We start from the raw sequence: 24,214 nt of genomic DNA on the forward strand, positions 1-24,214 counted from the left end.
AACTCCTTTTAATAGTCGTTTTCTGGAGATATTAAAACTTTACTATACTTATCAAATTCTTTTAAAAGAACTTGTATTCCATTTATTACCGCATTTAATGGTTCATCAGATGTAGTAACATTAAGATTTAAGTTTTCTGCAATTCTTTTATCTATTCCTCTAAGAAGGGCTCCCCCTCCTCCTAAATATATTCCTTTTCTTTTTATATCAGAAGATAATTCTGGTGGAGTTTTTTCTAATATAACTTTGATTTCTTCTATTATCTGATAGATAGCTTCATCCAATGCTTCTACGATTTCTGAAGAATGAATTTTAACATTTTTAGGAAGTCCATTTAATATATTTCTTCCACTTATTTCTATAAATATATCCTCTTCTAAATCCATTACTGCTCCAACTGAAATTTTTATTTCTTCAGCAGTTTTTTCTCCAATTAATAGGTTATGTTTTTGTCTAACATAATCTATTATAAGAGTGTCAAACTTATCTCCAGCTATTTTCAGTGAAGTTGTTTTTACAATTCCTCCTAAAGATATAACCGCAATCTCTGTTGTTCCTCCACCAATATCTACAACCAGATTTCCTTCCGGCTCAAATATGTTAAGACCCATTCCTATAGCTGCAGCCATTGGCTCTTCAATAAGATATGCCTCTCTAGCTCCTGCTTCTCTTGTAACATCCATTACAGCTCTTTTTTCAACTTGTGTAACTCCTGCTGGAACACATATTATAACTCTAGGGCTAGATAAGAATCTGCTACTATTTACTCTTCTATAGAACTCTCTTAACATCTTTTCAGTAATTTCATAATCAGCAATAACTCCATTTTTCAATGGTCTTATAGCATCTACACTTTGAGGAGTTTTCCCAAGCATCTGCTTAGCTTTTTCTCCTACTTCAAACATCTCTTTTGTTTTATTATTTACAGCAACTACTGATGGATCATTTAAAATTATTCCCTTATTTTTTACACAGATAAGAGTGTTAGAAGTTCCTAAATCTATTCCTAAATCCTCTGAAAATATTCCCCAAAATTTACCTAAATATTTTTTCATTCAATTCACCTCTAAAATTTTTCATATATTTCCCATTTCTTCTAAGGATACTCCTATCCTTTTTAAATTTTCTATAAATTTTCCAATCGGAAATCCAACTACTCCAAAGAAATCTCCATCAATTCTATCCACAAAAACAGCCCCTTTTCCCTGTACACCATATGCACCGGCTTTATCCATAGGCTCTAATGTTCCTATATACCAATTGATTTCTTCATCTTTTAATTCTTTGAAATAAACATCTGTAGTTTCATAATTATTTATCTCAATATTTTTATTCAAGCAAATTATTGTATAAGCAGTAATAACTCTGTTCTTTTTTCCTGATAAAGCTCTTAACATATCAAATGCATCTTTAGAATCTTTAGGTTTCCCTAGAATTTTTCCATCTAACTCTACAACAGTATCTGCTCCAACCACGTATTCATCAGGGTTTTTTACTGCAACAGCAATTGTCTTCTTTCTTGAAATATCCATAATTTGATCTGTAATTTCTATTTTGTCACTTACTTCATCAACATTTTCTGTAGCTATTTTAAGATTAAATCCAAAATTTTCCAAAATTTCTTTTCTTCTAGGAGACTTGGATGCTAGTATCATTTTTTTCTATTTCCTCCTCTTCCTCAGTTTTCTCTTCATCTTCAACTTTTTCAGTTTCTATTTCTTCTACCTTCTCTTCTTCTAGTAAAATCTCAGTTTCCTCTTCAATAAATTCTTCAACTTTTTCAGTTTCCTCAAGATCTTCATTGAGAATTATTTTTAATTTTACTATTTCTTCTGTTTCTTCTTCGATTTGTTTTAAAACAAGATTATTTTGTATCGCTTCTTCGACCGCATCTTGAATATCTTTTTCTCTTTGTTTCTCTAACGCCTCTACATAGCTTATCTCTAGCTTCTCTTGATATTCTTTAATAGCAATCTGTTCTTTTAGTAATTTTTCTTTTTTAATTCTCTCTCTTCTATTACGTATTGCATTTATAATAGCACATACCGTTATTCTTACTTCTTTTGCTATTAATATCAATACAGATAAAAAAATTAAAAATCCTAAAACAGAGTAGATCCATTTTTTTTCAAACCTATTATAAATTTCAAGTAACAGATAAGTTGGAAGTGTTCCTATATTATAATCAAAAACTCCCATCTCTATAATATAAGATTCTATATCGGAAATAGAATCTAATTTATAGATTAAATCCAATAAATAACCATAAACTACTGAAAAACAAAATATTACAAAGAAAATCAATCTTGTTTTTAAGACAATTTTTTTCTTTTTATTTTTCATATACATAGGAAATGGAGAAACTGCTAAGACAATTAAAAACAATAATTGGAATACTCCCAGATAGTTTTTAATCTTTTCATAAAAAGAAAATTTATCCAAAAAATTTGTAAAAAAATAACCGTAAAAAAAATATACTACAGAAATTAAATATATATTTTTTATAGTAAATACACTTATTATTTTTTTCATAAAATGCTACCTCTTAGTTTTCAACGCTTATAACATTGTATCATAGAGATTTTTAGTTTTCAAGAAATATACCCTCTACTTTTTTAAAGTTTTTTTTTGTGATATAATCCAAATATAATGATTCTAATAATGAGGTGCTTTATGAAAAATAGTGGTATTGTTAAAAATGTAAATGGAACACTGGTCACTCTATCTATGTACAAAGAAACTGCATGCTCTCACTGTAATAAATGTAGTGATAGCAATAAAGTAACCAATGATTTTAAATTCAATACAGACAAAAAACTTGAAGTTGGAGATATTGTTACGTTTGAAATTGAAGATAAAAAAGTATTAAAAGCCGCTACAATAGTTTATATTATACCTATCATAGCAATGTTTCTAGGTTACTACCTGAGCAGTACTCTAAACTATGATGAACCCACTTGTATAATCTTTAGTTTTTTAGCTCTAGTTCTATCTTTTATTGGAGTTTATTTCTATGACAAAAAACTTGGAAAAAATCATTTTGAAAATGATATTGTAATTTCATCTATTAAAAAAGTTGAAGGTAAGGAGTAATTAAAATGAAGAAAAAATTAATGTTTCTTTTTTTTATATCAACAATACTAGCACATGCTAAATTAAGAAATGTCGATGTGTCAAAAACAATTGAAAAAAATGGAATAGTACATGTTACAAAAGAATCTACTCCCTTTACTGGAATGGTGATAGATAAAAAAGATCGAGAATTTTACACAAAGGGTATTCCTGATGGAAAATGGTTAACCTTTTACCCTAATGGAAAACTTAAATCTATTGAGAATTGGAAAAAAGGATCTTTAGATGGAAAGTATGTAATATACAGAAAAGATGGAACAAAAACTTTTGAGACTGTTTACAAAGAAGGAAAAGATAATGGACTCTTTAAACTTTATCATGACAATGGTCAGCTTCAAATTTTAGGAATGTTTTCAAACGGAAATCCTTATGGAGTTTGGAACTATTATAGTAAGGAAGGTAAATTAACAGGAAAAGTTAATTATGGAAAAAAACAAAATTATTTTGACCAAAATAATTAGCAGTATAATAATTGACAATTTTGGTAAACAATGTTATTATAAAATCAAATTAAACTAATAAATGTGAGGTGGAAATTTATGTTTGCAAATATTGAAGAGGAAATCTATAACAGTACTTTTGATTCTATTTACTACGCTCTTATGGAAGAATATAAAGAAGGTTCATTAAGTGTTGAAACTTTAGAAATGAACATAACAGAACAGCAACAAATACTTTTAAATGGATTATTTGAAGGTGAAACAAAATTTGCTTATTCTTCAGCATTAGTTGATGCTCATCAATTTGCTTTAGCTGTTATAAAGAAAGAAAAAACAATAGATTAATTTTGATGGATAATTGTAGTACAATTATCCATTTTAATTGGTTTTTTAACATATGTTTTATGAATGGGAAATTAATATTTCATTTCAAATATTATGCAATTTATTCTTGACTAAACACAATATTTATTGTATACTCTTTCATGAGACCAAATTTGATTTAAGTAGATAATTAATAACCCCCCAAAATCTATTTTAATCTTTTTTATTTTTAACACTCCCCCGTGTTATATAAAAAACCTCCTGTTTTTCAGGAGGTTTTTTATATTTCTCAGATATTCTGTACTACAATTCTAGACTAATGATACTAATAAAGGAGCAAGAAATATCGTTACTATTCCAGCTATAACTATTGAAAGAGCACTCATTGCACCTTCAACCTCTCCCATTTCCATAGCTTTTGCTGTTCCAACAGCATGACTTGAAACACCTATTCCAAGACCTCTTGCAACAGGACTTTTTATTTTTAGAACGTTACATACAATTGGAGCAAATATATTTCCTGCTACTCCAGTTACTATTATGGCAAATACCGTTATTGCTGGAAGTCCTCCTAAATATTTACTAACTTCTATTCCTATAGGTGTTGTAATCGATTTTGGGATGAAAGAAACTAAAAGTATCTTCTCTACTCCTAACAATTTACCAAACACAATAACTGATAAAATTGCTGTTATTGAACCTATCACAGATCCCACCATTATCGGTAAAAAATTTTTTTTTAAAGTATCAAATTGTCTGTAAAGTGGAAGACCCAGTGCAACAGTTGCTGGAGCTAAGAAAAATCCTATTATACCTCCTCCTAACTCATATTCTTCAAGAGGTACATTAAATACTTTTAAAAAACTTATCACTAATATTATTGCTATTAAAAGTGGATTAAACAAAGGATTTTTTGTTCTCACAAATATTCTTTTCCCTATTTCAAAACATAAAAAACTTATTATAATTCCGAAGAATGGTGTATTAAAAATAATATCTCTCATTTTTTATCTCTCCTTTTAATTAAAAAATCTACACTCAGAGCTGTTACAGCCATTGTAAGAACTGTAGTTATTATAAGAAGCATAATTAGTTTAAAAAAACTTTCTTGTAATAGATTTAATGAATCTATCAATCTTACGCCTGCTGGAAGAAATGTTATTATCATGTTTATAAGTAAAAAATCACAAACCTTATCTATATCATTTACCTTCAATACTTTTGTATAAAGAAGAAAAAATAGGAGTAATAATCCATTTACTGCTCCAGGGGTAGGTAACTTTAATCCTTCTCCAATAATCATTCCTGCATAATTTATTCCTAATAATAATAATAGTTGAAATATCATATAGTTCTCCCTTAATAATAAAATAAAGGCTGATCATTATGATCAGCCTCATGTATATTAACTAGTCTCTCTTCTTCATTTGAGGGAAGAAGATTACGTCTCTAATTGATGGTGCACCAGTTAGTAACATTATTGTTCTATCAATACCTATTCCAAGTCCTCCTGTTGGTGGAAGAGCATACTCTAAAGCTTCGATATAATCGTCATCTATAACCGCTGTTGCTTCATCATTTCCTAATAGAGCTTCTTCAACTTGAGATTCAAATCTTCCTCTTTGATCCGCAGGATCATTTAACTCTGAGAAAGCATTTCCGTATTCTCTTGCGTCTATAAATAGTTCAAATCTATCTGTAAATCTTGAATCTTGAGAGTTTCTTTTAGCTAGAGGTGATATCTCAACTGGATGTCCATATACAAATGTTGGCTGTACTATAGTCTCTTCACATTTTTGTTCAAAGAACTCATTTATTATGTGTCCTACTGAAGTCATATGACCTGCTACTACAACTCCATGCTCTTTAGCAAGCTCTTTAGCTTGATCTACAGTAAGTTGCTGCCAGAAATCTGCACCTGTAACTTCCTTAACCATATCTACCATATGAACTCTCTTAAATACATCAAGGTTTATTTCTTTTCCATTGTATTCAATTTGAGTTGTTCCTAAAACGTCTTTAGCTAAGTATTTAAATAATTCTTCTGTTAAATCCATCATATCATTATAATCTGCATATGCTTGGTAAAGTTCCATCATTGTAAACTCTGGATTATGTCTTGTAGACATTCCTTCGTTTCTAAAGTTTCTATTTATTTCATAAACCTTATCAAATCCACCAATTATTAGTCTTTTTAAATAAAGTTCTGGAGCTATTCTTAAGTATAGTTCCATGTCTAGAGCATTGTGATGAGTTATAAATGGTTTTGCTGCTGCTCCTCCAACTATTGGATGCATCATAGGAGTTTCAACTTCTAAGAACCCTTTAGTATTTAGGAAGCTTCTAATTCCATTTATTATTTTAATTCTTTTTATGAAAGTATCCTTTACTTCTCTATTCATTATTAGATCTAAATATCTTTTTCTATATCTTGTTTCAACATCTGTTAATCCATGATACTTATCTGGTAAAGGTCTTACATTTTTTGAAAGAAGTTCACACTCAGAAACTCTTAAAGTTAATTCACCTTTTTGAGTCATGAAAAGTTTTCCTGTTACACCAAGAATATCTCCAACACCAATTTTTTTGATAACATTAAAGTTTTCTTCTCCAATTTGGTCTTGTCTTATATAAACTTGGATTTTCCCAGTTTGATCCTCTATATGAGCAAATACAGCTTTACCTTGCTCTCTGAATCCCATGATTCTTCCAGCAGTTTTAAATTCAACCTCAGCCTCAGGTGAAGAAGCTAAAATTTCTCCTACCATATTTTTCTTATCATATCTTTTTCCGAATGGATATACACCCAGTTCTTCTATCTCTTTAACTTTTTCCCATTGTTCCATCACAAGATGTTCTTTTGCTACTCTATCGAAGTATCTTTCCATAAAACATTCTCCCTTTCACTACGAATTTTTAATATTTATAATTTCATTAAATATATACTACTTTTTCTTCCCCAAGTACTACTTGGGTTATTGTTTCTAGATTTATTCAAATAATCTTTTGCCTTAGATATATTTCCTTCTTTATGAGCAATAACTCCTAAATAGTAGTTTGCTTCTGCCATATTCTGATCTATATCTTTTACATTTTGAAGACTTAATTTTGCTGAATTATAATCTCCACTCATGTAATAAACTTTTCCTAAATAAAAATTCAATGCTGTTTTTTCATCTTCGGTCGCTCTAACTTTAGCTTTTTCAAATAGTACTAAAGCCTCTGCATAACTAGATTGGTCCAAAGCTCTTTTCCCATCTTCAAAATTTTTGCCAAATTGTGCTGGTGATACTCTAACTTCTTCTACCTTATTTGGTAAGATTTCAGTTGGAGTTATACTATCCTCTTTTAAAGCAACTAATTCATTTTCTTTATTTTCATTCAGATTACTAGTAATAGTTTCCGATTCATTCAATTGATAGTTAGAATTCAAATATGACATTTCCTCTTTTACTACACTAGTTTGCCCTTCTAATGTAGCTATCTCAATCAGCATAAACGAAAGTTCTTTATCTTTACTTGATCCAGGAAAACTTATTCTATAAAGAGATATTGAGTCTCTAAGCTTTTTAAAGTCCTTATCTATATAAGCTTTTGAAATTATATCATAATTCTCTTTCTCAGTAAATTTATATTTAAGTTTATTATTAATTCTAACAGTAGATACAAACTGTGTTCCATTATAAACCTCTGCTATATATTCACCTTGGTATAAACTTTTAAAAGTTATTGTTCCTCCCCTCAAGTAAAAATCAAAAGATTGAACTTTTGGTGCAGAAACAATCTCAAGTCTATTTCCTGCTACTGAATCGATTATAACAGTCTCTCCAACATAAGATTCTAAAGTACTTTTCAGTTGATTTGCATTATAATATCTTCTTGACGCTTTTGATACATCTGCTGATATCACATCTAACAAATAACTTACTCCACTGTCACTTACATAAAAATCTGATTGTGGAAGTTTTTTGACCTCTTCTCTAACAGGTACAGTTTGAGTCGGATGTCTTAACGCCACATTTTGATTTTGTAACGGAGTACAACTGTAGAAAAGTAAAATTAACCCAGAAAAAATTAATAGTTTTTTCATTACCCCTCCCATATGAAAAATAGAGCAAAGAATGCTCTATTTTAAGTTTATATTTTATTGTCTAATTCTTTTATTTCAATTGTTAATTTATTCATCTCTATATCATTATCATATATAAAGTAACAAATTGTCAACTTTTTTTCCTCATATTTAACCTTTTCAGTACGAATTTCAAAATTTCCTAAAAAATAGGGTGTTTTGTATAAAAACTTTGTATTCTCCCCTTCTTTAAGCATTTGATAACTCTCAACTTGGCCTTTTCTTATAATCTCAACTGAAAAATCTTTAAAAATATTTATAGTATTTTCTCCAAGTTCACTTGAATATGTATAAGTTATTTTTTCCTCGTCTTCGCTCTTTATAGCTAAGACTTCCTCAACAGTTCTTTCATCATACTTGTCTAAACTATCAATTAGTAGTTTAACCATTAGTAATAATCCTCTTCGTCACCATAACCATCATAGTCGCTATTATCATAGTAGTCATCATTTTTATAATCATCCTCTCTATCATAATACTCGTCATCATCCCAATCTCCAATATTATCAGAGCCAATATACTCCTCTTTCCAATAAGCGATAATATCAAAAGCTTCAGCCTTGTCTTCAATTAAAGTAATCTCATCTGTTTCTTCATCATACGAAAATACGTGCTTCATTCCATCAAAATCTTCTGCAATCAGGAACTCCTTCTCTCTCATATTAAAGTTTTCTAGTACGTGAAGCTCGTACTCCTCATCGTCAATTAAGTGATAAAAAGTTTCTCCTTGTGAATACATGTTCTCCTCCTAAAAATAAACTAAATCTAAATTAAAAATTTTATTTGTGATACTTATTGTTTTTAAGTATACTAAACCATCTGTAAATTTGTTCCATGAGAATTAATCTCATCAATTGATGTGGAAAAGTCATTTTCGAAAAACTTAATCTCAAGTTTGCCACATCTCTTAACTTTTGAGAAACTCCATAAGAACCACCAATTATAAAATTTATACAACTTGTTCCCGTTACTGCCAATCTTTCAATTTCTGTTGCCATTTCTTCTGAAGAAAAATTCTTTCCTCCAATATCCAATAATACGTTGTAGCCTTTATGTTTTTCTAAGGTCTTAATTATTTCATCTGATTCCTTTTCAATAGATATTTCTCTATTAGAATCATTTCCATCCTCTTTTAACTCAATTATTTTAAGCTTTCCAAATGCCTGCATTCTTTTTACAAACTCGCTTATTCCATCTACTATATATTTTTCTTTTATTTTTCCTACACAGATTAAATTTATATTCATTTTCTTTTAAATCCTTTTTCTAAGTCATTCAGTGTTAATTTGAATGTAATCGGTCTTCCATGTGGGCAAGTGTATTCTCCAATTTCATGTAACTTCTCAATTAATATTTCCATTTCATTCATTGAAAGTTTTTCATTAGCTTTTACAGCACCTCTACAAGACATCGAAACTATCATACTTTCAATTACACTATTTTTTGATTTTGTATTTTTTAATCCAGATAAAATTTCAAAAAATAAATTTTCTACACTGTCTCTAAAATCTAAAGTGGGTACGGCTCTTATTAAAAATTCATTTTGATTAAATTCATCAATCTCAAATCCAAATTTTACAAAGTGCTCCATATTTTCTAGTATCATATCTCTCTCTTTTAAATCCACAGTTATTCTTAAAGGCACTAATTTTTTTTGTGATGTAGGTTTTTTTTCAGTATACTCTTTTTTTAGTTTCTCGTACAATATCCTTTCATGGACTATATGTTGATCATATATTACTAAATTCCCCTCCTCTTCAACAAGAATATAAGTATTTAAATATTGTCCAATTATTTTAGAGTGACATTTATTTTCTTGAATTTCTTTTGGACTTTCACAAATACTTTCTTTTAGCTTAAAATATTCTTTGTTTTCTGTCAAAGCTTTTTTTTCACATTTTATCTCCTCAGATTCAAATAGAACCGGTAAAGGTTCCATTTTCTGGAGTTTTATTCTCTCTTCTGGGATAATTTTTTTTTCAATTTTTTTTTCAACATTTTTTTTAAATTGTTCTATATTAAGAAATTCATTTCGAGGTTTATTATTTTCTACATCATAATTAAAAGTTACAAATTCTTGATCTTTTGTTAATGTCTCCACTATTTCTGTAAAGATATTTTTATAAATTTCATCTTCATTTGAAAACTTCACAATTTTTTTAGAAGGATGAACATTAACATCTATTTCCTTTGGATCTATTTCTAAAAATATGATTATAAAAGGATATTTCCCTCTCATTAATTTTGTATAATAAGCATCTAAAACTGCTGACTCTAATATTTTTGATTTTACAGGTCTACCATTAACAAAAGTATAAACCGAATCTTTAGTAGATTTTACAATAGAGATATTTCCCAAATATCCATATTTGAATTTTTTTAAGTTTTTCAATATATTTCTTCCAAATAAATCTAGAATGAGATTTTCCATTCCTTTTCCACTGGTTCTTATACTTTCTTTTCCATCTAAAAATAATACTATTGAAACTTCAGGATTAGCCAGAGCCTCTCTTATTACAATATCTTTTATATTTAAATACTCTGTAGATGGTTTTCTTAAAAACTTCAATCTGGCCGGCGTATTAAAAAATAAATCTTTTATCTCTATTTCTGTTCCTTTGTTTTTTTGAACCTCTTTCAAAGAAGTAACTTTTCCACCTAAAACAGTTATATAACTTCCTACTGTATCAGTTTCTTGCTTTGAAGATATATTCATCTTTGAAACTGATGAAACTGATGAAAGTGCCTCTCCTCTGAATCCATAGGTATGAAGATTATATAAATCATCTTTTTTACTTATCTTACTGGTTGCATGTCTTTCTATACAAAGTAATAAATCATCTTGTGACATCCCTTTTCCATTATCAACAATTCTAACATATCTTCCACCATCTTTAATTTCAAGTTTAATATATGTGCTTCCTGCATCCAGAGAGTTTTCCAATAGTTCTTTTACCATACTAGCGGGATTTTCTACAACTTCTCCAGCAGCAATTATATTTGATACTGATTCATCTAATATTTTTATTACTCCCATAGTAACCTCCAAATTAAAGTATAGGCGATTCTTATTATCATATATATTTCAAATAATTTCAACTTTTTTTTTATTTTAGCATAATTGAAGTTGCCATTTATATTTTATTTTGTAATAATACTATTAATTAAGTTTGTTAAAGAGGATGGTGTTATCCAAATGTTTCGATATTTTATTTATATATTATTACTTTTAAATCTAAATTATACTGTTTTCACTTATAACATTGATGATTACATACTTTTTGATAAAGCTAAAGAAACCTATTTTCTACATGAAAATACTAAAGCTGAAATTGAATTTGATAAATATATGAGAGTATTTCCAAACTCTTTTCCATTAACAAGTGAATATGCTAATTTTTTTATAGGAATGAACTACTATCAATTAAATAATTTAGATAAAGGAATATTTTTTCTAGAAAAAGCTGTATATATTCCAAATGATTTTTATGAAAAAAATAGAAGAAAAAGTAACTTTTTTCAATACCAAAGGGATTTTTTTCTAGGACAACTCTATCTTAAAAAACAAAACTTTTCTAAAGCTGAGGAACACTATAAAAATCTTATACTTGATTATTATTCTCAACCTTTAGAATTTTACGAAAAAAAAGCATTAAAAATTCTAGCGGATTTCAATCCATACTATAACTTGATTTATGAAATTAAATATGAAAATAATTTATCTCAATTAGATAAAATTTCTAATGAAGATTTAGAGAAAATTGGTAACTTTTTTATAACAAAGAAAGACTTTAAACACAGCGAATTAATCTATGAACATCTTCTTAAAAAATCTAAAATACAAAATAATACTCTGTATTATAAGTACTTTTTATCTCTATTTGAAGAAAAAAAATATAGTTCAATTATAAAACAAACTTCTGGTATGAAACTTGACAATGGATTATTTTTCATAAGAGGTAAAAGCTTCGAAGCCCTGAAAGATTATTCGAGAGCTCTTTATAATTTTTCAGAAATTAAATATGGGATTTACTATAATTCAGCTATTATTTCAAAAGCAAATATATTCTATCTACTTGGACAATATAAAGATGTTATTCTTCTTCTCAATCCACTTTCAAGTAGAGATTTTGACTTAGATGTTTTACTTATAAACTCATACATAAATTTAAAAAATAAAAAACTTTTTTTAGAAAAATCAAAAATTTTTATAACAAAATATCCATACACCTATGAAAGTGGAATCTATAGTTTGATAAGTGATAGATTAAAATCAAAAATTGAAAATCCTTGGAGTATATCTGATTATCATTCTTTTTACTTGATTAATCTTATCGTCAATAATTATACTACTAACCTTCCACCTTATAAAAAGCTTTCAAATTCAGAGCAATATAATGCTCAAATTGATGGTCTATTTCAAATAGCTTCTTTAAAAGATAGCCAGCTCCTATCTTTAGCTATTGAAAATAGCAGATTTTCAAATAGCGATAATAATATCAACAAAGAAATAGTTATTACTAAATTATTTGAAGCCGGAGAATTTTACAATCTAGCTCTTAAAAATTCTGAAAATTTTAAGAATAATTTTTATAAATATTCCGATTTAATATTTTTTCTTTTTCCAAAATACTATGAAGACTTAATCAATAAGGTTTCTAAAAAATATGATGTCCCTAAAAACATTATCTATGCTACAATACTAACTTATAGTAAATTTAATTCGGGATATATCTCTCCATCTCACGAAGTTGGTCTTTTAAAAATACCGTTGAATCTCTACAATATAAAAATTCTTACTGATCCAGAGAAAAATTTAGAAATAGGTATGAAAAAGATGAGTGAAATTTATAAAAAAAATAACAGTAACAATTTAAAGACTCTTTTAGAATATTCAATAGATTCTGAAAATTTCTCTACACTAATTTTTAATTATGATGGCGATTTAGATTTGGATAAAGTACAAAATTTAGATCTAAGAAAAAATATTCAACAACTTATGTATAATTATACTTTTTATAACTCTCTTTACAAATAATTTTGAAAGGAAATGAAATGAGAAATACTAAATGGACATATAAATTTCAAGAAAATATTCAATCTGAATTAAACTTTGATAAAAACATTTTATCAATTTTAGCAAATAGAGGGATTACAACTTCCGAAGAAATAGAAATTTTTTTAAACGGGGATGAAACTAATCTTTTAAATCCTAATTCTTTTAAAGATGTGGATAAAACAGTAGATAGATTACTCTACGCTAAAGAAACGAATCAATCAGTTTGGATTTATGGAGATTATGATGTTGATGGAATAACATCGGTATCTCTTTGCTACTTAGCCTTAAAAGAGATTGGAATAAATGTAAATTACTATATCCCTCTAAGAGATGAAGGATACGGTCTAAATGTTGATGCAATCACTCATATAAAAGAGCAGGGAGGAAACTTAATAATTTCAGTAGATTGTGGTATTTCATCTCACAAAGAAATAGAACATTGTAACAATCTAGGCATGGATATAATAGTAACTGATCACCACGAGATAAACCACGGAATACCCAATGCTTTTGCTGTTATCAATCCAAAACGTGAAGATAACGATAATGATTTTAAATATTTAGCTGGTGTTGGGACAGCTTTTATGGCTATTTTAGCTCTTTATAAAAAGCTTAATATTACAGAACAAGCTTATAAATATTTAGATATAGTGGCTATAGGAACTGTTGCTGATATAGTTCCATTAGTTGGAGATAATCGTACCCTTGTAAAAAAGGGATTACAGCTCTTAAAAAGCAGCAAATGGATTGGCCTTAATATGCTCCTAAAAAGAATTTTTGAAGAACCTCTTTCTAAAAAATTTGATACATATGATATAGGATTTATAATCGCTCCTATTTTCAATGCAGCTGGTAGATTAGAAGATGCTAAAATGGCAGTAGAACTTTTTGTTAATGACTCACATGTTGTTTGTGACAATCTTATCTATGACCTTATTAATAAAAATAGCGAAAGAAAAGAAATTCAAGAATCTATTTTAAATAGTGCACTAGAAACTATTGAAAGCAAAAGATTAGATTCTAAAAATGTAATAACTGTTGCTGATAAAAATTTCCATCATGGAGTTATTGGAATTGTTGCATCTAAAATTGTAGATAAATTTTACAAACCAACTATAATAATGGAGATAAAACCTTCTGAAGGGATTGCTACAGCATCTTGTAGGAGTATTGAGGGGTTCAACATTATAGAGGCCTTAAACTCTATGAGTGAGCTTTTTATAAAGTATGGTGGCCATGCTGGTGCTGCTGGTTTTTCTATCCCTATAGATAATATTGAAAAATTTGATATAGCTATTAATGAGTATGCTGAAACAGTTTTAGAATCATCTGATTTTATTAAACCTATAAAGATAGATTGTGAAATCCCTTTCTATAAGATATCGTACGATTTGTTAGATAAGATTTCGACTCTTGAACCATTTGGTTTTGGAAATCCTTCTCCACTCTTTTCTATAACTAATTGTAATTTTAGTAATTTTAGAGCAATTGGAAAAGATAAAAACCATCTGATGATGAATCTTGAAAAAGACGGTATAGAGATAAAAAATTGTGTTTGGTTCAATAGCCAAGATATGTTTGAAGATATCGCAACCTTAAAAGAAATTGATGTTGCATTTAAATTAAAAATGGAAATTTATAAAGATAGATATCAATATAAAATTTTTATAGATGACATAAAACCTTCGAATCATATAAATAACAAATTAAAAAATACCTTTTGTCTCTATGAGACTGTTTTTCCTTTAGAAACTATTTTCTATACTCGGAAAGTTTTAAATGATAAAAAATTATCAATTAACTTTACAAATAACGAGGTTACAATTGTTTCTGGAAGAGAAAATGTTGGGTATTTAGATTCTCAAACACAGTTTTTATTAAAAAACTTAAAAGAAAATTTTAATACCAATTTTTCTGTTGAGGTAATTAAAATTATTCAAAAAGAAGAAAATTTCAATATTCATATTAAAATACATAAAGATATTAATTTTGTGTCTTATGCAATCAAAGAAGGAGATTTATTCAAAGATATCAAAAATTTCCTTATTGGAGATTTCAACTACAACTATATTCAAAAAAATGTTTTAGCCAATATCTTTAGAAAAAAAGTTAATACTCTTGCTATCATGGAAAAATCAAGAGGAACCAGGACTTTAATAGAAACTATTGCACTTTATTATCAGTCAATTGGTAAAAAAGCTCTTCTAATTTCTCAAAAAGACTACTTCTGTAATTATATTAAAATTTCGAAGACTTTTATTAAAGGATATGATTTTTATATCTTCCTAGACTGTTATGAAAATGAAGAGCTCGGTACAAATTCAGCTCTTATAATTTCAAAATCTATACTTAAGGTTAAAGGATTTGAGACTATTGTTGACTCTTACTCTATTCCTCAAAATATAAATATTGTTTCTGAATCAGAACTTTTTAATAAACAACATATATATAGTAAAAAGTTACCTTTTAACGATCGTTTTGAAATTTTAAAAAATCTAAATACTCTTTCTGAAATATATGGAACAGAGGATATAAAAGTTATATTATAAATAAAAATGGATGGCTCACTGAACCATCCATTTTTATTTATTCTTGAGATATTTTTTTATGTCTATTTCTTTTTCTGTAGTTATCTATTCTTGTTAAGAGCATAGTTCCAGCTCCATTTAATAACTTTTCTTTTATAAAGTCATTACTTGGATCTTCAAAATACTCTGTAGCTATAAGAGTAGCAAATCCATGCCCATAAAACCAACATTCTAAAAATAATTCATTTTTAAATTCTGATGGTAGTCCCGAAAATCTTTCATCTTTAGACATCTCATCTTTCATTAAATCACGGAATTCTTTTAAAACCGAATTATATGCTTTTTCTTTCAAAAAAATAGATTTAAAAAGTTGTTTTTCCTCACGTGCAAAAGCACAAAGTCCGATTCCACTATTTAAAAATATCATATCTGTTTCTTGCTTTTTAACATATTCTATAAATACTTCTTTAGCTCTACTTATAAGATCTTTTTTCAGTTCATCCATCGAACCGTAACAACTATATATTGGGGCTGGAGAAGCATTTAAAGCCTTTGCTAGATTTCTAGCAGTTATCTCATCTAAGCCATGTTTTTCAAACATTTCAAACGCTTTTTTATGTATCTGCTCCTTTGTAAATATAGCTTTTTTTGGCATTGCTACCTCCTAATATTTTTTAATTCATTATATTTTCTTAGTAAATCCTAATCCTACACTTGATATTTTCTTTTTATAGTTTTGATTTTCTAAAGCTTTTCCAGGGTATTTTTCTGTAAAGTTTCCTTTTGCAGAATCATACCAATAGTGATTATATGAAACTATCCATTCCATAGACTCATCCGGTCTATATTTAACTCCTGTTCCTGCCATAAATGAATCTAAAGCATATTCTACATCACTAAATGTGTCTTTATGAGCTCCTGTATCTGAATAGTTAGCTCCTATCATCCAGGCCCATTTTTTGTTTAACCAATACTCTGATCCTAGAGATACTTCCCAACCATTATCATACTCTATATCATGATTTGGATTAGCCTTCTTATCAATTTTAGCAGATTCATTGAAATAGTAATTTCCACCAACAAATGTAGTCCATGAATCTGTCATTTTATAAGATGCTCCAAGCGCTAGTAAAGCTGGTAAATCTCTTCTAACTTTTCTTCCATCAGCATACTCCGGAAAGAAATCCGAAAACCCTAGCTCTTTTCCAAGTAACGAAGCCTTCTTTTCATCAGCATCAGCTTTAAAATTCATTCTTACTGTTGTATCATATCTCATTCCAATATTTAATCTCTCAGTTGCAGCATAGTTAAGACCAAACTGTCCTCCAAATCCCCAAGCTGTTCTTTCTGAATCTATTTCAGCTTCAATTGGTAAAGAATTTTCTTTTCCAAAAACAGTAGTATTTAATTCCGCATTTAAATGTCCTTTTAGTAATCTACTTCCACGAACTACTCTACCAGCTAATGAAACTGAAACTTTATCATTTATATCCCACGCTCTACCTAAAGTAGACTGGATATACATATTAGATCCTTCAGCACTTGACCCTAAATCTTTAGCTCTAACTTTTGCAATACCTAAATCCATATTTATTACATCTTCTAAAACTCCAATTCCAGCAACTCCATCATCATACTTTAAGTCTCCGCCTCCACCAAGACCTCCAAATGTCCAAAACCATGTTCTCTCTTTATTTTTTGTATATAAAGCTAGATTCGGTACAGGTGCACCTAGGTCAGCAGAATACTCTTTTCCTTTATATGTCATTGTTTCTTTTCCATACGCATACTGAATTCCAGCTCTTAAATATGTTCCATCTTCCAGTCTCATAAGTCCGGCTGGATTGAAATATACTGATGTATTTCTATTGATTGCCCCTTGTTGTGCTGGATTTGCTCCATACTCAGGGGTATAGTTTTGTATATGATCTATTGAAGCTCCAAACGAGCTAATTCCCGTTACTAAAATTAATGCTGCTAAATAAAATTTTGTCTTACTCATTATGTTTCTCCCTCCGATATTGCCACTAATAAAATTACATTTGTTATTATTACTTATGTAATATAACATTTGTTTTTTAAATTTTAATTAAGATTTTATTAATTTTTTTTAATAATAGAGGAAGGTTGTTTAATTATTAATACAAAGTGTTTTTCTTAAATATTCAACGTAGATAAATTCTTCAAAACTTTCATCAGAAATCTTATCAAATTCCTTTTCAAAAGAATCCAGGAAAAAGGTATCACCCTTATAATCTTTTTTAATATATGAGACACAAATCTTATCAATATATTTCATGCACTGTCTATAAATTGTAGATCCTCCAATAATATATATATCTTTATTTATTATTTTTTTTGCAAACTCCAGCCCCTGTTCAATGGAATTACATACTACGGCATCTCCTGCTTTATATCCCTTGTCACTACTTATTACTATATTGATTCTATTTGGAAGAGGTTTTCCTATACTTTCGTATGTTTTCCTTCCCATAATAACAACATTATTTATAGTTTTTTTCTTAAATAGAGATAGATCTTCCTTTACATCCCAAGGAATCTTTCCATCTAAACCAATAACTCTATCTTTAGTCATTGCAACTATTGCAATTATCATTATTCATCGCCAAAGTCAAAGTCATTTTGTCTTAAAGCTTCGTATAATACTATAGCTGCAGTATTTGAAAGATTCAATGATCTTCCCATTTTAATCATAGGAACAGTTATACAAGTTTCACTATTTTCTTTTAAAATATTTTCAGGTATACCCCTAGATTCTGGACCAAAAACTATAAAATCATCTTTTTTATACTGAACATCACTATATCTATTCTTAGTTTTAGTTGTAGCAAAAAAGAAATTTGATTCTGGATATGCCTCTCTTAGCTCTTCATAGCTTTCCCATACCTTTAAATCAATTAACTTCCAGTAATCTAATCCTGATCTTTTTATTTGTTTTTCATCCAAAGAAAAACCTAATGGTTTTATTAAATGAAGTGTTGTATTTGTTAATACACACGATCTCCCTATATTTCCAGTGTTGTAAGGAATTTCTGGGTTCATTAACACTAAATTCATATTCTCCTCCTTCGTAATTTTATATACAGGAAATTTTAACATAAATTTCATTTTTTTTCCTATTTTTTTCCTTTTATCTTTGATTTTTATTGTTAAAAATGGTATTTTATTAATAAGAATACAGAAGTTTTGGAGGAATAATATGAACATAAAGAATTTTCCCATGGGATCATATTTGACAAATTGTTATCTTGTTTGGGATAAAGAGAAAAATGCTTCACTATTTGATTGCGGAGGAGAGAGAGGATTAGATTCTTTACTTGGATTTTTGAAACAAAATAATCTAAATTTAAAAAATCTTATTTTAACTCATGGACATGGCGATCATATAGGTGGAATAAATAAATTAATTAACATTTTCCCTGAAATAAAAGTCTATATAGGTAAAGAAGATGCTCCATTTCTATCCAACTCAACTTTGAGTCTATCTCAGTTTATTCAAGGATATGATTTTGTATTCGAAGGTGATTTTACAACTTTAAAAGAGGGAGATACAATTGCAGACTTTGAAGTTATCGATACTCCTGGACATACTATTGGTTCTAAATGCTTTTATAATAAAGAAAATAATTTAATGATTACTGGAGATACTCTTTTTAGAAGAAGTTATGGAAGATATGATTTACCGACAGGTAATTTTGACAATCTCCAAAAAAGTTTAAGAAAAATTTGTGAAAACTATCCACCTGAAACTATTGTTTATAATTCTCATACGGATTCAACAACTTTAGGTGAAGAAAAATTATTTTTAAAATCTGAAGGTATCATTTAAATTTAGGAGGACTACTATGGAAAATATTTATGATGTTATAATTTTAGGTGCTGGTCCAGCTGGACTTGCCGCTGCTTTATATACTGGAAGAGCTAATTTAAAAGTTTTGGTTCTTGAAAAGCCTCATATTGGGAGTTTACTTATGGCTCATAAGATAGATAATTACCCAGGACACGAGGGTCTTACAGGACATAATTTACAACAACTTATGAAAAATCAAGTTGCAAAGTACAATGTCCAATTTAAAGAATGTACTTTTTTAGGGTTTGATATTTTTACTGAACCTAAAATTGTTAAAACTGATATTGAGAATTTCAAAGCTAAATCTATCATTATCGCTACTGGATGGTCTAAAAATTCAAGCTCTAAAGTTCCTGGTGAACAAGAATTTCTAGGAAAAGGAGTGTCTTACTGTGCAACTTGTGATGGAGCTTTTACAAGAAATTTAACTGTTTCACTTTTTGGAAAAGGTGAAGAAGTAGCTGAAGAAGCACTTTTCTTAACAAGATATGCAAAAGAAATTTTAATTTTTGTTAATGATAACAAATTAAATTGTGACCCTTCAATTCTTTCGGCACTTGAAACTAATGAAAAGGTTAAAATTATAACTAATTCAAATCTAAAAAAAATATCTGGAAGCGAATATGTAGAGAGCGTTGAGGTTGAAGTTAATGGTGAAATAAAAGATTATAAAACTGATTATACTTTCCTTTACTTAGGTACTAAAAATCCAACTGAACTATTTGGTGAGGTAGCAGAGCTAGATGCTCAAGGATATTTAAAAACAGATGACCATATGAGAACTAAAATACCTGGAGTTTATGCAGCTGGAGATGTTCGTTCTAAAGTTGTTAGACAAGTTACAACAGCAACAGCTGATGGAACAATTGCAGGAATGGATGCTATTAAATACGTACTTACGCTAAAAAAATAATTAAAAAAATCTGTAGAACAGGCTTTTAATTTTTATGCCTATTCTGCAGATTTTCAATTATACATATATCCACATTCTAATTTTAATTTATCTATTGCTCTTATCTGGATTTGTCTTATCCTCTCACGAGTCAGATTTAAACAGTTTCCAATTTCTTCTAACGTTAATATTTTCTTATCAAAAAGACCATATCTATGAATTATAACTTCCTTCTCATTCGGAGTTAAACATTCTAAATTTTTTATGAGCTCACTTTTCGATTCTTCTTCTATTATATTTTCTTCTAAATAATCATCTCCTGGTATGATGCTATGATAATCTCCATTTTCTCCACACGTCTCTTCTAGCGAATTTAAACTTTGTTCTAAAATATCTAAATATTTCTCAACATCTTTTTTTTTCATTCCAATTTCTAAAGCAATAAACTCAATGCACGGGTCGCTAGTATTTTCAACTCGATACCTTTGGATACTCTTCTTTATTTTTGAAATATTATCATATATATATGTTGGAAATCTTATTAAGCCTCTATTACACGATATATATCTTAAAATACTTTGTTTTATCCAAAACATTGCATATGTAGAAAATTTTCTTTCTAAATACGGATCAAATTTTTCGACAGCTTTAATCAATCCAATATTTCCTTCTTGGATTAAATCTAGCAAAGGAATCCCTAGATTTGAATACTTTTTAGCAACACTTACAACAAGTCTCAAATTAGAAATTACAATTCTATCTTTTGCTTCGCTATCTCCTTCCTTAGCTTTTAAGGAATAAGTCCGTTCCTCCTCTTTACTTAATAGAGGATAGTGGCTAATCTCTTTAAGGTAGTCCGAGATATTCATAAACTATTCCCTCCTTAAATCTAAAATATCTAAGTTAATATACCGAAAAGTTTTTACCCTTCCTTTTTTAGTTTTAAATGTTATAATTAATGTGAGGTGATTTTTTTGAGAGTTTTAGGAATCGATCCGGGAACGGCAATTGTAGGATATTCTATCCTAGATTTTGATAAAAACAAACTAAGTCTAGTTGAATATGGATGTATTTATACCTCTAAAGATTTAGCTATTGAAGATAGACTTTGCCAAATTTTTGAAGAGCTCGAAAATATTATAAAAAAATTTAGTCCTAAGCATATGGCTGTCGAAGATTTATTTTTCTTTAAAAATAGCAAGACAGTTATCTCAGTAGGACAAGCTAGAGGTGTTATTTTATTAGCTGGTAAAAGAAATGGTCTAGATGTGCAAAGTTATACTCCTTTACAGGTTAAAATGGGAATTACAGGGTATGGAAGGGCAGAAAAAAAACAAATTCAAATTATGGTACAAAAGATTTTAAATCTTTCTGAAATACCAAAACCTGATGATGCTGCTGATGCTATAGCTGTAGCCATAACACATATAAATAGTTTAACAAACTCTCTCTATTCGACAAATTCTATCTCCAACACTAGTTTAGAAAAAGGACTAAAAAAAGATAAAATTTCAGCAAAAGAATTTAGAGAACTTTATTTAAAAAAATAGAGAAGTCTATTATATAGACCTCTCTGTTTTTTTTATTGCTTTATTATTAGATTTCCATTTTCATTCTTTTCAATTTTTTCAGCTTTTAATAAAGACCCAACTGCTCTTTTGAAAGCTTTCTTACTGATTCCAAAATATTGTTGAATAGATTCTGGAGAACTGCTATCTGTAAACTTAAAATGCTCTTTTAATAATCTCATTTTTTCTAAAATTATTTCTGCATCATCAGACATTTGAATGTGTGCTAAAGCTCTAGGAGCTAAATCTAACTTCCCATCTTCTCTAACTCTTACTATCCTAGCTTCTACTGTATTTCCAACTTTTAAATTCTTGAAACACTCATTTTTAGGAATTAATCCATAGTATCTATCGTCTACTGCTACGAATACACCTAACTCCTCATCAACTCTGTAAACAGTTCCTTCTACCATATCATTTTTTTCATACTTTCCATTTGGCATTAAGAAACTATATATTTTCATTGTTGCTGATAAACGATTTTTACTGTCCTCATAAATTCCAACTAGTACTTCTTGTCCAACTTTTATTTCTCCAACTATTTGTGAGAATGGTAGAAGTAATTCTTTTTTTAATCCCCAATCTAAAAATGCACCTAGTTTTGGATTAACATCCATAACTTTAAGTTTAGCTAGAGTTCCCATAGTTGCAGCTGTCTTTCTAAAAGTCGCAACTAATCTATCCTCAGAATCTCTGTATATCATTACGTCAACTTCGTCTCCAACTAAAAGTTCATCTCTTCCCTCTAATTCGTTGTTAGGAAGTAGGATGTTATCATTCACATCATCTGTTCCACCGTCTAAATATGCACCTATACTAGTAAAATTATTTATTTTCATACTCTGTCTTTTACCTATCTTTACCATAAATATATCTCCTTTTACTCTTTAATATCACATTTTATTATATAATTTTAGTTAAATAATTACAATATTTTTTTTATGAGGTATACTTATATCAAAAACTATAAAAATAAGGGGGAGGTTTTATGAACAACATTTTGCTTTACATCATTATAATCGCTGTGGGATTTTTTCTCAGTAAAAAGAAGGTGATTCCTAATTTTTTAAAAAAGAAATTGGCACTTTTACAAAGTTTATCACTTTTCTTTCTTTTGGGTATTATGGGGTATAATATCGGTTCTAATGATCAAATTATAAAAGATTTCCATCTCATTGGTTCTCAAGCTTTTATAATTGGTTCATTATCTGTAATATTTAGTATTTTGATTACATTCATAGTTTTTAAAAAAAGGGGGATATAAATGCTGGGTGTTTCAATCTCCATCATCGTTGGTGGACTATTAGGATATTTTTTCAGATCAGATTTTATTCTTTCTAATTCTGGTAATTTTATAGATTTGGGATTATGTCTTCTTCTTTTCTTTGTTGGAATTGATATAGGAGATAACTCTGGATTATTTGCTGACTTTAAAACTTTTGGAAAAAAAATATGGTTATTACCTATTTGTACAATATTTGGTTCTCTTCTTGGTGGAGCAATTGCTTCCCTTATAACACCACTTAATGTTGGGCAAAGCATGGCAGTTAGTGCTGGACTTGGTTGGTACTCTTTATCCGCCATTGAACTTTCCAAAATAAGTGCCCACCTTGGAAGCCTTGCCTTTTTAAGTAATGTTGTTCGAGAAGTTTTAGCCATTATTTTTGTTCCAATCATAGCTAAAAAATTAGGAGCTTTTGAATCCGTTTCTGCCGCTGGAGCAACAGCTATGGATACACTGCTTCCAGTTATAAATAGAAGTAATACTTCAGATATATCCATTGTTGCATTTTTTTCTGGAGTTATTTTAACATCATCTGTTCCAATACTAGTTCCTGCAATTGTAACAATTTTTAACTTATAAGACGTAAGACAAATGACCACTGAAAAAAATTCAGTGGTCATTTTTTATTTTGTTAAATTCTCACTCCTTCAACCGTTAATGTTTCTTTTGTAACAACCAAACGACAATCAGGATATGCTGTTGCAAGTTCTGTTTTTAATGCTGATTGGATTTCATTACATGGAAACACCATATTTACACCATCATTGATATTCACCTTTAAATTTATAGTTAAAGTTTTAATTATTTGAATAAATAAACATTGTTCCAGTAGCAGAAACAGGTTTTGTTTTTATAGTTTTAGTATTATTATTTTGCGAAGCATTTTTCATCAAAGTTCCAGTAGCAGGAACCAATAATCTATTTTCAGTAGAACGAGCTATTACGAACAATATTAAAACAGAACCCATTATTAATAATTTCATATA

General features: G+C 28.7%; 28 protein-coding genes. 10 read left to right on the forward strand and 18 right to left on the reverse strand.

The genetic code is table 11. From position 1 onward, the window contains the following. Nucleotides 1–8 precede the first annotated feature (8 nt). The 3 genes from H3N56_RS04570 to H3N56_RS04580 are packed head-to-tail and all read right to left on the reverse strand — an operon-like array spanning nt 9 to nt 2,532. Nucleotides 9–1,055 (reverse strand): rod shape-determining protein, encoded by a 1,047-nt coding sequence (locus tag H3N56_RS04570; RefSeq protein ID WP_185880090.1) that lies wholly within the window; start codon nt 1,053–1,055, stop codon nt 9–11. 21 nt (nt 1,056–1,076) lie between these two features. Next, nucleotides 1,077–1,655, reverse strand: a complete 579-nt coding sequence (locus H3N56_RS04575; RefSeq protein WP_185880091.1) for a nucleoside triphosphate pyrophosphatase — start codon at nt 1,653–1,655, stop codon at nt 1,077–1,079. After that, a complete protein-coding gene (locus H3N56_RS04580; RefSeq protein WP_185880092.1) occupies nt 1,630–2,532 on the reverse strand; it encodes a hypothetical protein in 903 nt (300 codons plus the stop codon). The genes H3N56_RS04575 and H3N56_RS04580 overlap by 26 nt, the downstream gene beginning before the upstream one ends. A 141-nt stretch (nt 2,533–2,673) precedes the next feature. Here H3N56_RS04580 and H3N56_RS04585 point away from each other — a divergent pair, with 141 nt between their 5' ends. The 3 genes from H3N56_RS04585 (at nt 2,674) to H3N56_RS04595 (ending at nt 3,917) form a co-directional block, all read left to right on the forward strand. Then, nucleotides 2,674–3,093, forward strand: a complete 420-nt coding sequence (locus H3N56_RS04585; RefSeq protein ID WP_185880093.1) for a SoxR reducing system RseC family protein — start codon at nt 2,674–2,676, stop codon at nt 3,091–3,093. Between the two features lie 5 nt (nt 3,094–3,098). Continuing rightward, nucleotides 3,099–3,593 (forward strand): toxin-antitoxin system YwqK family antitoxin, encoded by a 495-nt coding sequence (locus H3N56_RS04590; RefSeq protein ID WP_185880094.1) that lies wholly within the window; start codon nt 3,099–3,101, stop codon nt 3,591–3,593. Nucleotides 3,594–3,671: 78 nt separating this feature from the next. Then, on the forward strand, nt 3,672–3,917 hold the full coding sequence (locus H3N56_RS04595; RefSeq protein ID WP_185880095.1) for a hypothetical protein: 246 nt from the start codon (nt 3,672–3,674) through the stop codon (nt 3,915–3,917). Between the two features lie 290 nt (nt 3,918–4,207). Here the strand turns inward: H3N56_RS04595 and H3N56_RS04600 are convergent, their stop codons facing one another. The 8 genes from H3N56_RS04600 to mutL all read right to left on the reverse strand — a co-directional run bounded on the left by H3N56_RS04600 (nt 4,208) and on the right by mutL (nt 11,062). Next, the gene (locus tag H3N56_RS04600; RefSeq protein ID WP_185880096.1) at nt 4,208–4,900 is read right to left on the reverse strand and encodes an LrgB family protein; all 693 of its coding nucleotides are present in this window, start codon (nt 4,898–4,900) and stop codon (nt 4,208–4,210) included. Further along, complete coding sequence (locus H3N56_RS04605; protein WP_185880097.1) at nt 4,897–5,244, reverse strand: CidA/LrgA family protein; 348 nt, start codon at nt 5,242–5,244, stop codon at nt 4,897–4,899. The genes H3N56_RS04600 and H3N56_RS04605 overlap by 4 nt, the downstream gene beginning before the upstream one ends. A gap of 61 nt (nt 5,245–5,305) precedes the next feature. After that, nucleotides 5,306–6,784: a lysine--tRNA ligase gene (gene lysS, locus H3N56_RS04610; protein WP_185880098.1), complete on the reverse strand. Its 1,479-nt coding sequence runs from the start codon at nt 6,782–6,784 to the stop codon at nt 5,306–5,308. A 35-nt stretch (nt 6,785–6,819) separates the two neighbouring features. Further along, on the reverse strand, nt 6,820–7,986 hold the full coding sequence (locus tag H3N56_RS04615; protein ID WP_185880099.1) for a hypothetical protein: 1,167 nt from the start codon (nt 7,984–7,986) through the stop codon (nt 6,820–6,822). A gap of 47 nt (nt 7,987–8,033) precedes the next feature. After that, nucleotides 8,034–8,414 carry a DUF1934 domain-containing protein gene (locus H3N56_RS04620; RefSeq protein WP_185880100.1) on the reverse strand — a complete coding sequence of 127 codons (381 nt, stop codon included), beginning with the start codon at nt 8,412–8,414 and terminating at the stop codon, nt 8,034–8,036. After that, complete coding sequence (locus H3N56_RS04625) at nt 8,414–8,764, reverse strand: hypothetical protein (RefSeq protein WP_185880101.1); 351 nt, start codon at nt 8,762–8,764, stop codon at nt 8,414–8,416. Before H3N56_RS04625 ends, H3N56_RS04620 begins: the two co-directional genes overlap by 1 nt. A gap of 40 nt (nt 8,765–8,804) precedes the next feature. Further along, nucleotides 8,805–9,272: a 23S rRNA (pseudouridine(1915)-N(3))-methyltransferase RlmH gene (gene rlmH / locus H3N56_RS04630; protein ID WP_185880102.1), complete on the reverse strand. Its 468-nt coding sequence runs from the start codon at nt 9,270–9,272 to the stop codon at nt 8,805–8,807. After that, entirely contained in the window at nt 9,269–11,062 is a 1,794-nt protein-coding gene (mutL, locus tag H3N56_RS04635; RefSeq protein ID WP_185880103.1) for a DNA mismatch repair endonuclease MutL, read from the reverse strand. The genes rlmH and mutL overlap by 4 nt, the downstream gene beginning before the upstream one ends. Before the next feature lie 159 nt (nt 11,063–11,221). Between mutL and H3N56_RS04640 the strand changes: the two genes are divergently transcribed. Beyond that, nucleotides 11,222–13,063 (forward strand): transglycosylase SLT domain-containing protein, encoded by a 1,842-nt coding sequence (locus tag H3N56_RS04640; RefSeq protein ID WP_185880104.1) that lies wholly within the window; start codon nt 11,222–11,224, stop codon nt 13,061–13,063. Between the two features lie 17 nt (nt 13,064–13,080). Continuing rightward, nucleotides 13,081–15,633 (forward strand): single-stranded-DNA-specific exonuclease RecJ, encoded by a 2,553-nt coding sequence (recJ, locus tag H3N56_RS04645; protein ID WP_185880105.1) that lies wholly within the window; start codon nt 13,081–13,083, stop codon nt 15,631–15,633. Between the two features lie 37 nt (nt 15,634–15,670). Here the strand turns inward: recJ and H3N56_RS04650 are convergent, their stop codons facing one another. From H3N56_RS04650 to H3N56_RS04665, 4 genes are all read right to left on the reverse strand, one after another. Beyond that, complete coding sequence (locus H3N56_RS04650) at nt 15,671–16,267, reverse strand: TetR/AcrR family transcriptional regulator (RefSeq protein WP_185880106.1); 597 nt, start codon at nt 16,265–16,267, stop codon at nt 15,671–15,673. 27 nt (nt 16,268–16,294) lie between these two features. Then, the gene (locus H3N56_RS04655) at nt 16,295–17,614 is read right to left on the reverse strand and encodes an OmpP1/FadL family transporter (RefSeq protein WP_185880107.1); all 1,320 of its coding nucleotides are present in this window, start codon (nt 17,612–17,614) and stop codon (nt 16,295–16,297) included. A gap of 129 nt (nt 17,615–17,743) precedes the next feature. Continuing rightward, complete coding sequence (locus H3N56_RS04660) at nt 17,744–18,229, reverse strand: dihydrofolate reductase (RefSeq protein WP_185880108.1); 486 nt, start codon at nt 18,227–18,229, stop codon at nt 17,744–17,746. Beyond that, complete coding sequence (locus tag H3N56_RS04665) at nt 18,229–18,690, reverse strand: tRNA (cytidine(34)-2'-O)-methyltransferase (RefSeq protein ID WP_185880109.1); 462 nt, start codon at nt 18,688–18,690, stop codon at nt 18,229–18,231. Before H3N56_RS04665 ends, H3N56_RS04660 begins: the two co-directional genes overlap by 1 nt. 142 nt (nt 18,691–18,832) lie before the next feature. Between H3N56_RS04665 and H3N56_RS04670 the strand changes: the two genes are divergently transcribed. Continuing rightward, entirely contained in the window at nt 18,833–19,462 is a 630-nt protein-coding gene (locus tag H3N56_RS04670; RefSeq protein WP_185880110.1) for an MBL fold metallo-hydrolase, read from the forward strand. 16 nt (nt 19,463–19,478) lie between these two features. Continuing rightward, on the forward strand, nt 19,479–20,396 hold the full coding sequence (locus H3N56_RS04675; RefSeq protein ID WP_185880111.1) for an NAD(P)/FAD-dependent oxidoreductase: 918 nt from the start codon (nt 19,479–19,481) through the stop codon (nt 20,394–20,396). Nucleotides 20,397–20,449: 53 nt separating this feature from the next. Here the strand turns inward: H3N56_RS04675 and H3N56_RS04680 are convergent, their stop codons facing one another. Continuing rightward, nucleotides 20,450–21,244, reverse strand: coding sequence for an RNA polymerase sigma factor RpoD/SigA (locus H3N56_RS04680; protein ID WP_185880112.1), 795 nt, complete (start codon nt 21,242–21,244; stop codon nt 20,450–20,452). Between the two features lie 105 nt (nt 21,245–21,349). Between H3N56_RS04680 and ruvC the strand changes: the two genes are divergently transcribed. Next, a complete protein-coding gene (gene ruvC, locus H3N56_RS04685; protein ID WP_185880113.1) occupies nt 21,350–21,925 on the forward strand; it encodes a crossover junction endodeoxyribonuclease RuvC in 576 nt (191 codons plus the stop codon). Nucleotides 21,926–21,957: 32 nt separating this feature from the next. On the opposite strand, the gene H3N56_RS04690 is transcribed toward ruvC, so the two are convergent. After that, nucleotides 21,958–22,809, reverse strand: coding sequence for a S1 RNA-binding domain-containing protein (locus H3N56_RS04690; protein WP_185880114.1), 852 nt, complete (start codon nt 22,807–22,809; stop codon nt 21,958–21,960). A 122-nt stretch (nt 22,810–22,931) separates the two neighbouring features. Between H3N56_RS04690 and H3N56_RS04695 the strand changes: the two genes are divergently transcribed. Together H3N56_RS04695 and H3N56_RS04700 are read left to right on the forward strand one after the other, a co-directional pair. Further along, entirely contained in the window at nt 22,932–23,207 is a 276-nt protein-coding gene (locus H3N56_RS04695) for a hypothetical protein (protein ID WP_185880115.1), read from the forward strand. Beyond that, nucleotides 23,208–23,807 carry a lysine exporter LysO family protein gene (locus H3N56_RS04700; RefSeq protein WP_185880116.1) on the forward strand — a complete coding sequence of 200 codons (600 nt, stop codon included), beginning with the start codon at nt 23,208–23,210 and terminating at the stop codon, nt 23,805–23,807. Between the two features lie 218 nt (nt 23,808–24,025). Here H3N56_RS04700 and H3N56_RS04710 read toward each other — a convergent pair whose 3' ends face one another. Then, complete coding sequence (locus H3N56_RS04710) at nt 24,026–24,211, reverse strand: hypothetical protein (RefSeq protein ID WP_185880117.1); 186 nt, start codon at nt 24,209–24,211, stop codon at nt 24,026–24,028. Nucleotides 24,212–24,214: the final 3 nt, after the last annotated feature.

Origin of the sequence: Cetobacterium sp. 2A (genome assembly GCF_014250685.1) — a bacterium.
Taxonomy (GTDB): domain Bacteria; phylum Fusobacteriota; class Fusobacteriia; order Fusobacteriales; family Fusobacteriaceae; genus Cetobacterium.

Excerpts from the sequence above, each read along its gene's own strand:
- H3N56_RS04585 (WP_185880093.1), top strand. The coding sequence starts at position 2,674 with ATGAAAAATAGTGGTATTGTTAAAAATGTAAATGGAACACTGGTCACT.
- H3N56_RS04570 (WP_185880090.1), bottom strand. The coding sequence starts at position 1,055 with ATGAAAAAATATTTAGGTAAATTTTGGGGAATATTTTCAGAGGATTTA.
- H3N56_RS04650 (WP_185880106.1), bottom strand. The coding sequence starts at position 16,267 with ATGCCAAAAAAAGCTATATTTACAAAGGAGCAGATACATAAAAAAGCG.
- H3N56_RS04625 (WP_185880101.1), bottom strand. The coding sequence starts at position 8,764 with ATGTATTCACAAGGAGAAACTTTTTATCACTTAATTGACGATGAGGAG.
- H3N56_RS04700 (WP_185880116.1), top strand. The coding sequence starts at position 23,208 with ATGCTGGGTGTTTCAATCTCCATCATCGTTGGTGGACTATTAGGATAT.
- H3N56_RS04695 (WP_185880115.1), top strand. The coding sequence starts at position 22,932 with ATGAACAACATTTTGCTTTACATCATTATAATCGCTGTGGGATTTTTT.
- mutL (WP_185880103.1), bottom strand. The coding sequence starts at position 11,062 with ATGGGAGTAATAAAAATATTAGATGAATCAGTATCAAATATAATTGCT.
- H3N56_RS04670 (WP_185880110.1), top strand. The coding sequence starts at position 18,833 with ATGAACATAAAGAATTTTCCCATGGGATCATATTTGACAAATTGTTAT.
- H3N56_RS04655 (WP_185880107.1), bottom strand. The coding sequence starts at position 17,614 with ATGAGTAAGACAAAATTTTATTTAGCAGCATTAATTTTAGTAACGGGA.
- H3N56_RS04605 (WP_185880097.1), bottom strand. The coding sequence starts at position 5,244 with ATGATATTTCAACTATTATTATTATTAGGAATAAATTATGCAGGAATG.
- H3N56_RS04620 (WP_185880100.1), bottom strand. The coding sequence starts at position 8,414 with ATGGTTAAACTACTAATTGATAGTTTAGACAAGTATGATGAAAGAACT.
- H3N56_RS04575 (WP_185880091.1), bottom strand. The coding sequence starts at position 1,655 with ATGATACTAGCATCCAAGTCTCCTAGAAGAAAAGAAATTTTGGAAAAT.
- H3N56_RS04595 (WP_185880095.1), top strand. The coding sequence starts at position 3,672 with ATGTTTGCAAATATTGAAGAGGAAATCTATAACAGTACTTTTGATTCT.
- H3N56_RS04690 (WP_185880114.1), bottom strand. The coding sequence starts at position 22,809 with ATGGTAAAGATAGGTAAAAGACAGAGTATGAAAATAAATAATTTTACT.
- H3N56_RS04675 (WP_185880111.1), top strand. The coding sequence starts at position 19,479 with ATGGAAAATATTTATGATGTTATAATTTTAGGTGCTGGTCCAGCTGGA.
- rlmH (WP_185880102.1), bottom strand. The coding sequence starts at position 9,272 with ATGAATATAAATTTAATCTGTGTAGGAAAAATAAAAGAAAAATATATA.
- H3N56_RS04665 (WP_185880109.1), bottom strand. The coding sequence starts at position 18,690 with ATGAATTTAGTGTTAATGAACCCAGAAATTCCTTACAACACTGGAAAT.
- recJ (WP_185880105.1), top strand. The coding sequence starts at position 13,081 with ATGAGAAATACTAAATGGACATATAAATTTCAAGAAAATATTCAATCT.
- H3N56_RS04710 (WP_185880117.1), bottom strand. The coding sequence starts at position 24,211 with ATGAAATTATTAATAATGGGTTCTGTTTTAATATTGTTCGTAATAGCT.
- H3N56_RS04640 (WP_185880104.1), top strand. The coding sequence starts at position 11,222 with ATGTTTCGATATTTTATTTATATATTATTACTTTTAAATCTAAATTAT.
- H3N56_RS04680 (WP_185880112.1), bottom strand. The coding sequence starts at position 21,244 with ATGAATATCTCGGACTACCTTAAAGAGATTAGCCACTATCCTCTATTA.
- lysS (WP_185880098.1), bottom strand. The coding sequence starts at position 6,784 with ATGGAAAGATACTTCGATAGAGTAGCAAAAGAACATCTTGTGATGGAA.
- H3N56_RS04615 (WP_185880099.1), bottom strand. The coding sequence starts at position 7,986 with ATGAAAAAACTATTAATTTTTTCTGGGTTAATTTTACTTTTCTACAGT.
- H3N56_RS04580 (WP_185880092.1), bottom strand. The coding sequence starts at position 2,532 with ATGAAAAAAATAATAAGTGTATTTACTATAAAAAATATATATTTAATT.
- H3N56_RS04590 (WP_185880094.1), top strand. The coding sequence starts at position 3,099 with ATGAAGAAAAAATTAATGTTTCTTTTTTTTATATCAACAATACTAGCA.
- H3N56_RS04600 (WP_185880096.1), bottom strand. The coding sequence starts at position 4,900 with ATGAGAGATATTATTTTTAATACACCATTCTTCGGAATTATAATAAGT.
- H3N56_RS04660 (WP_185880108.1), bottom strand. The coding sequence starts at position 18,229 with ATGATAATTGCAATAGTTGCAATGACTAAAGATAGAGTTATTGGTTTA.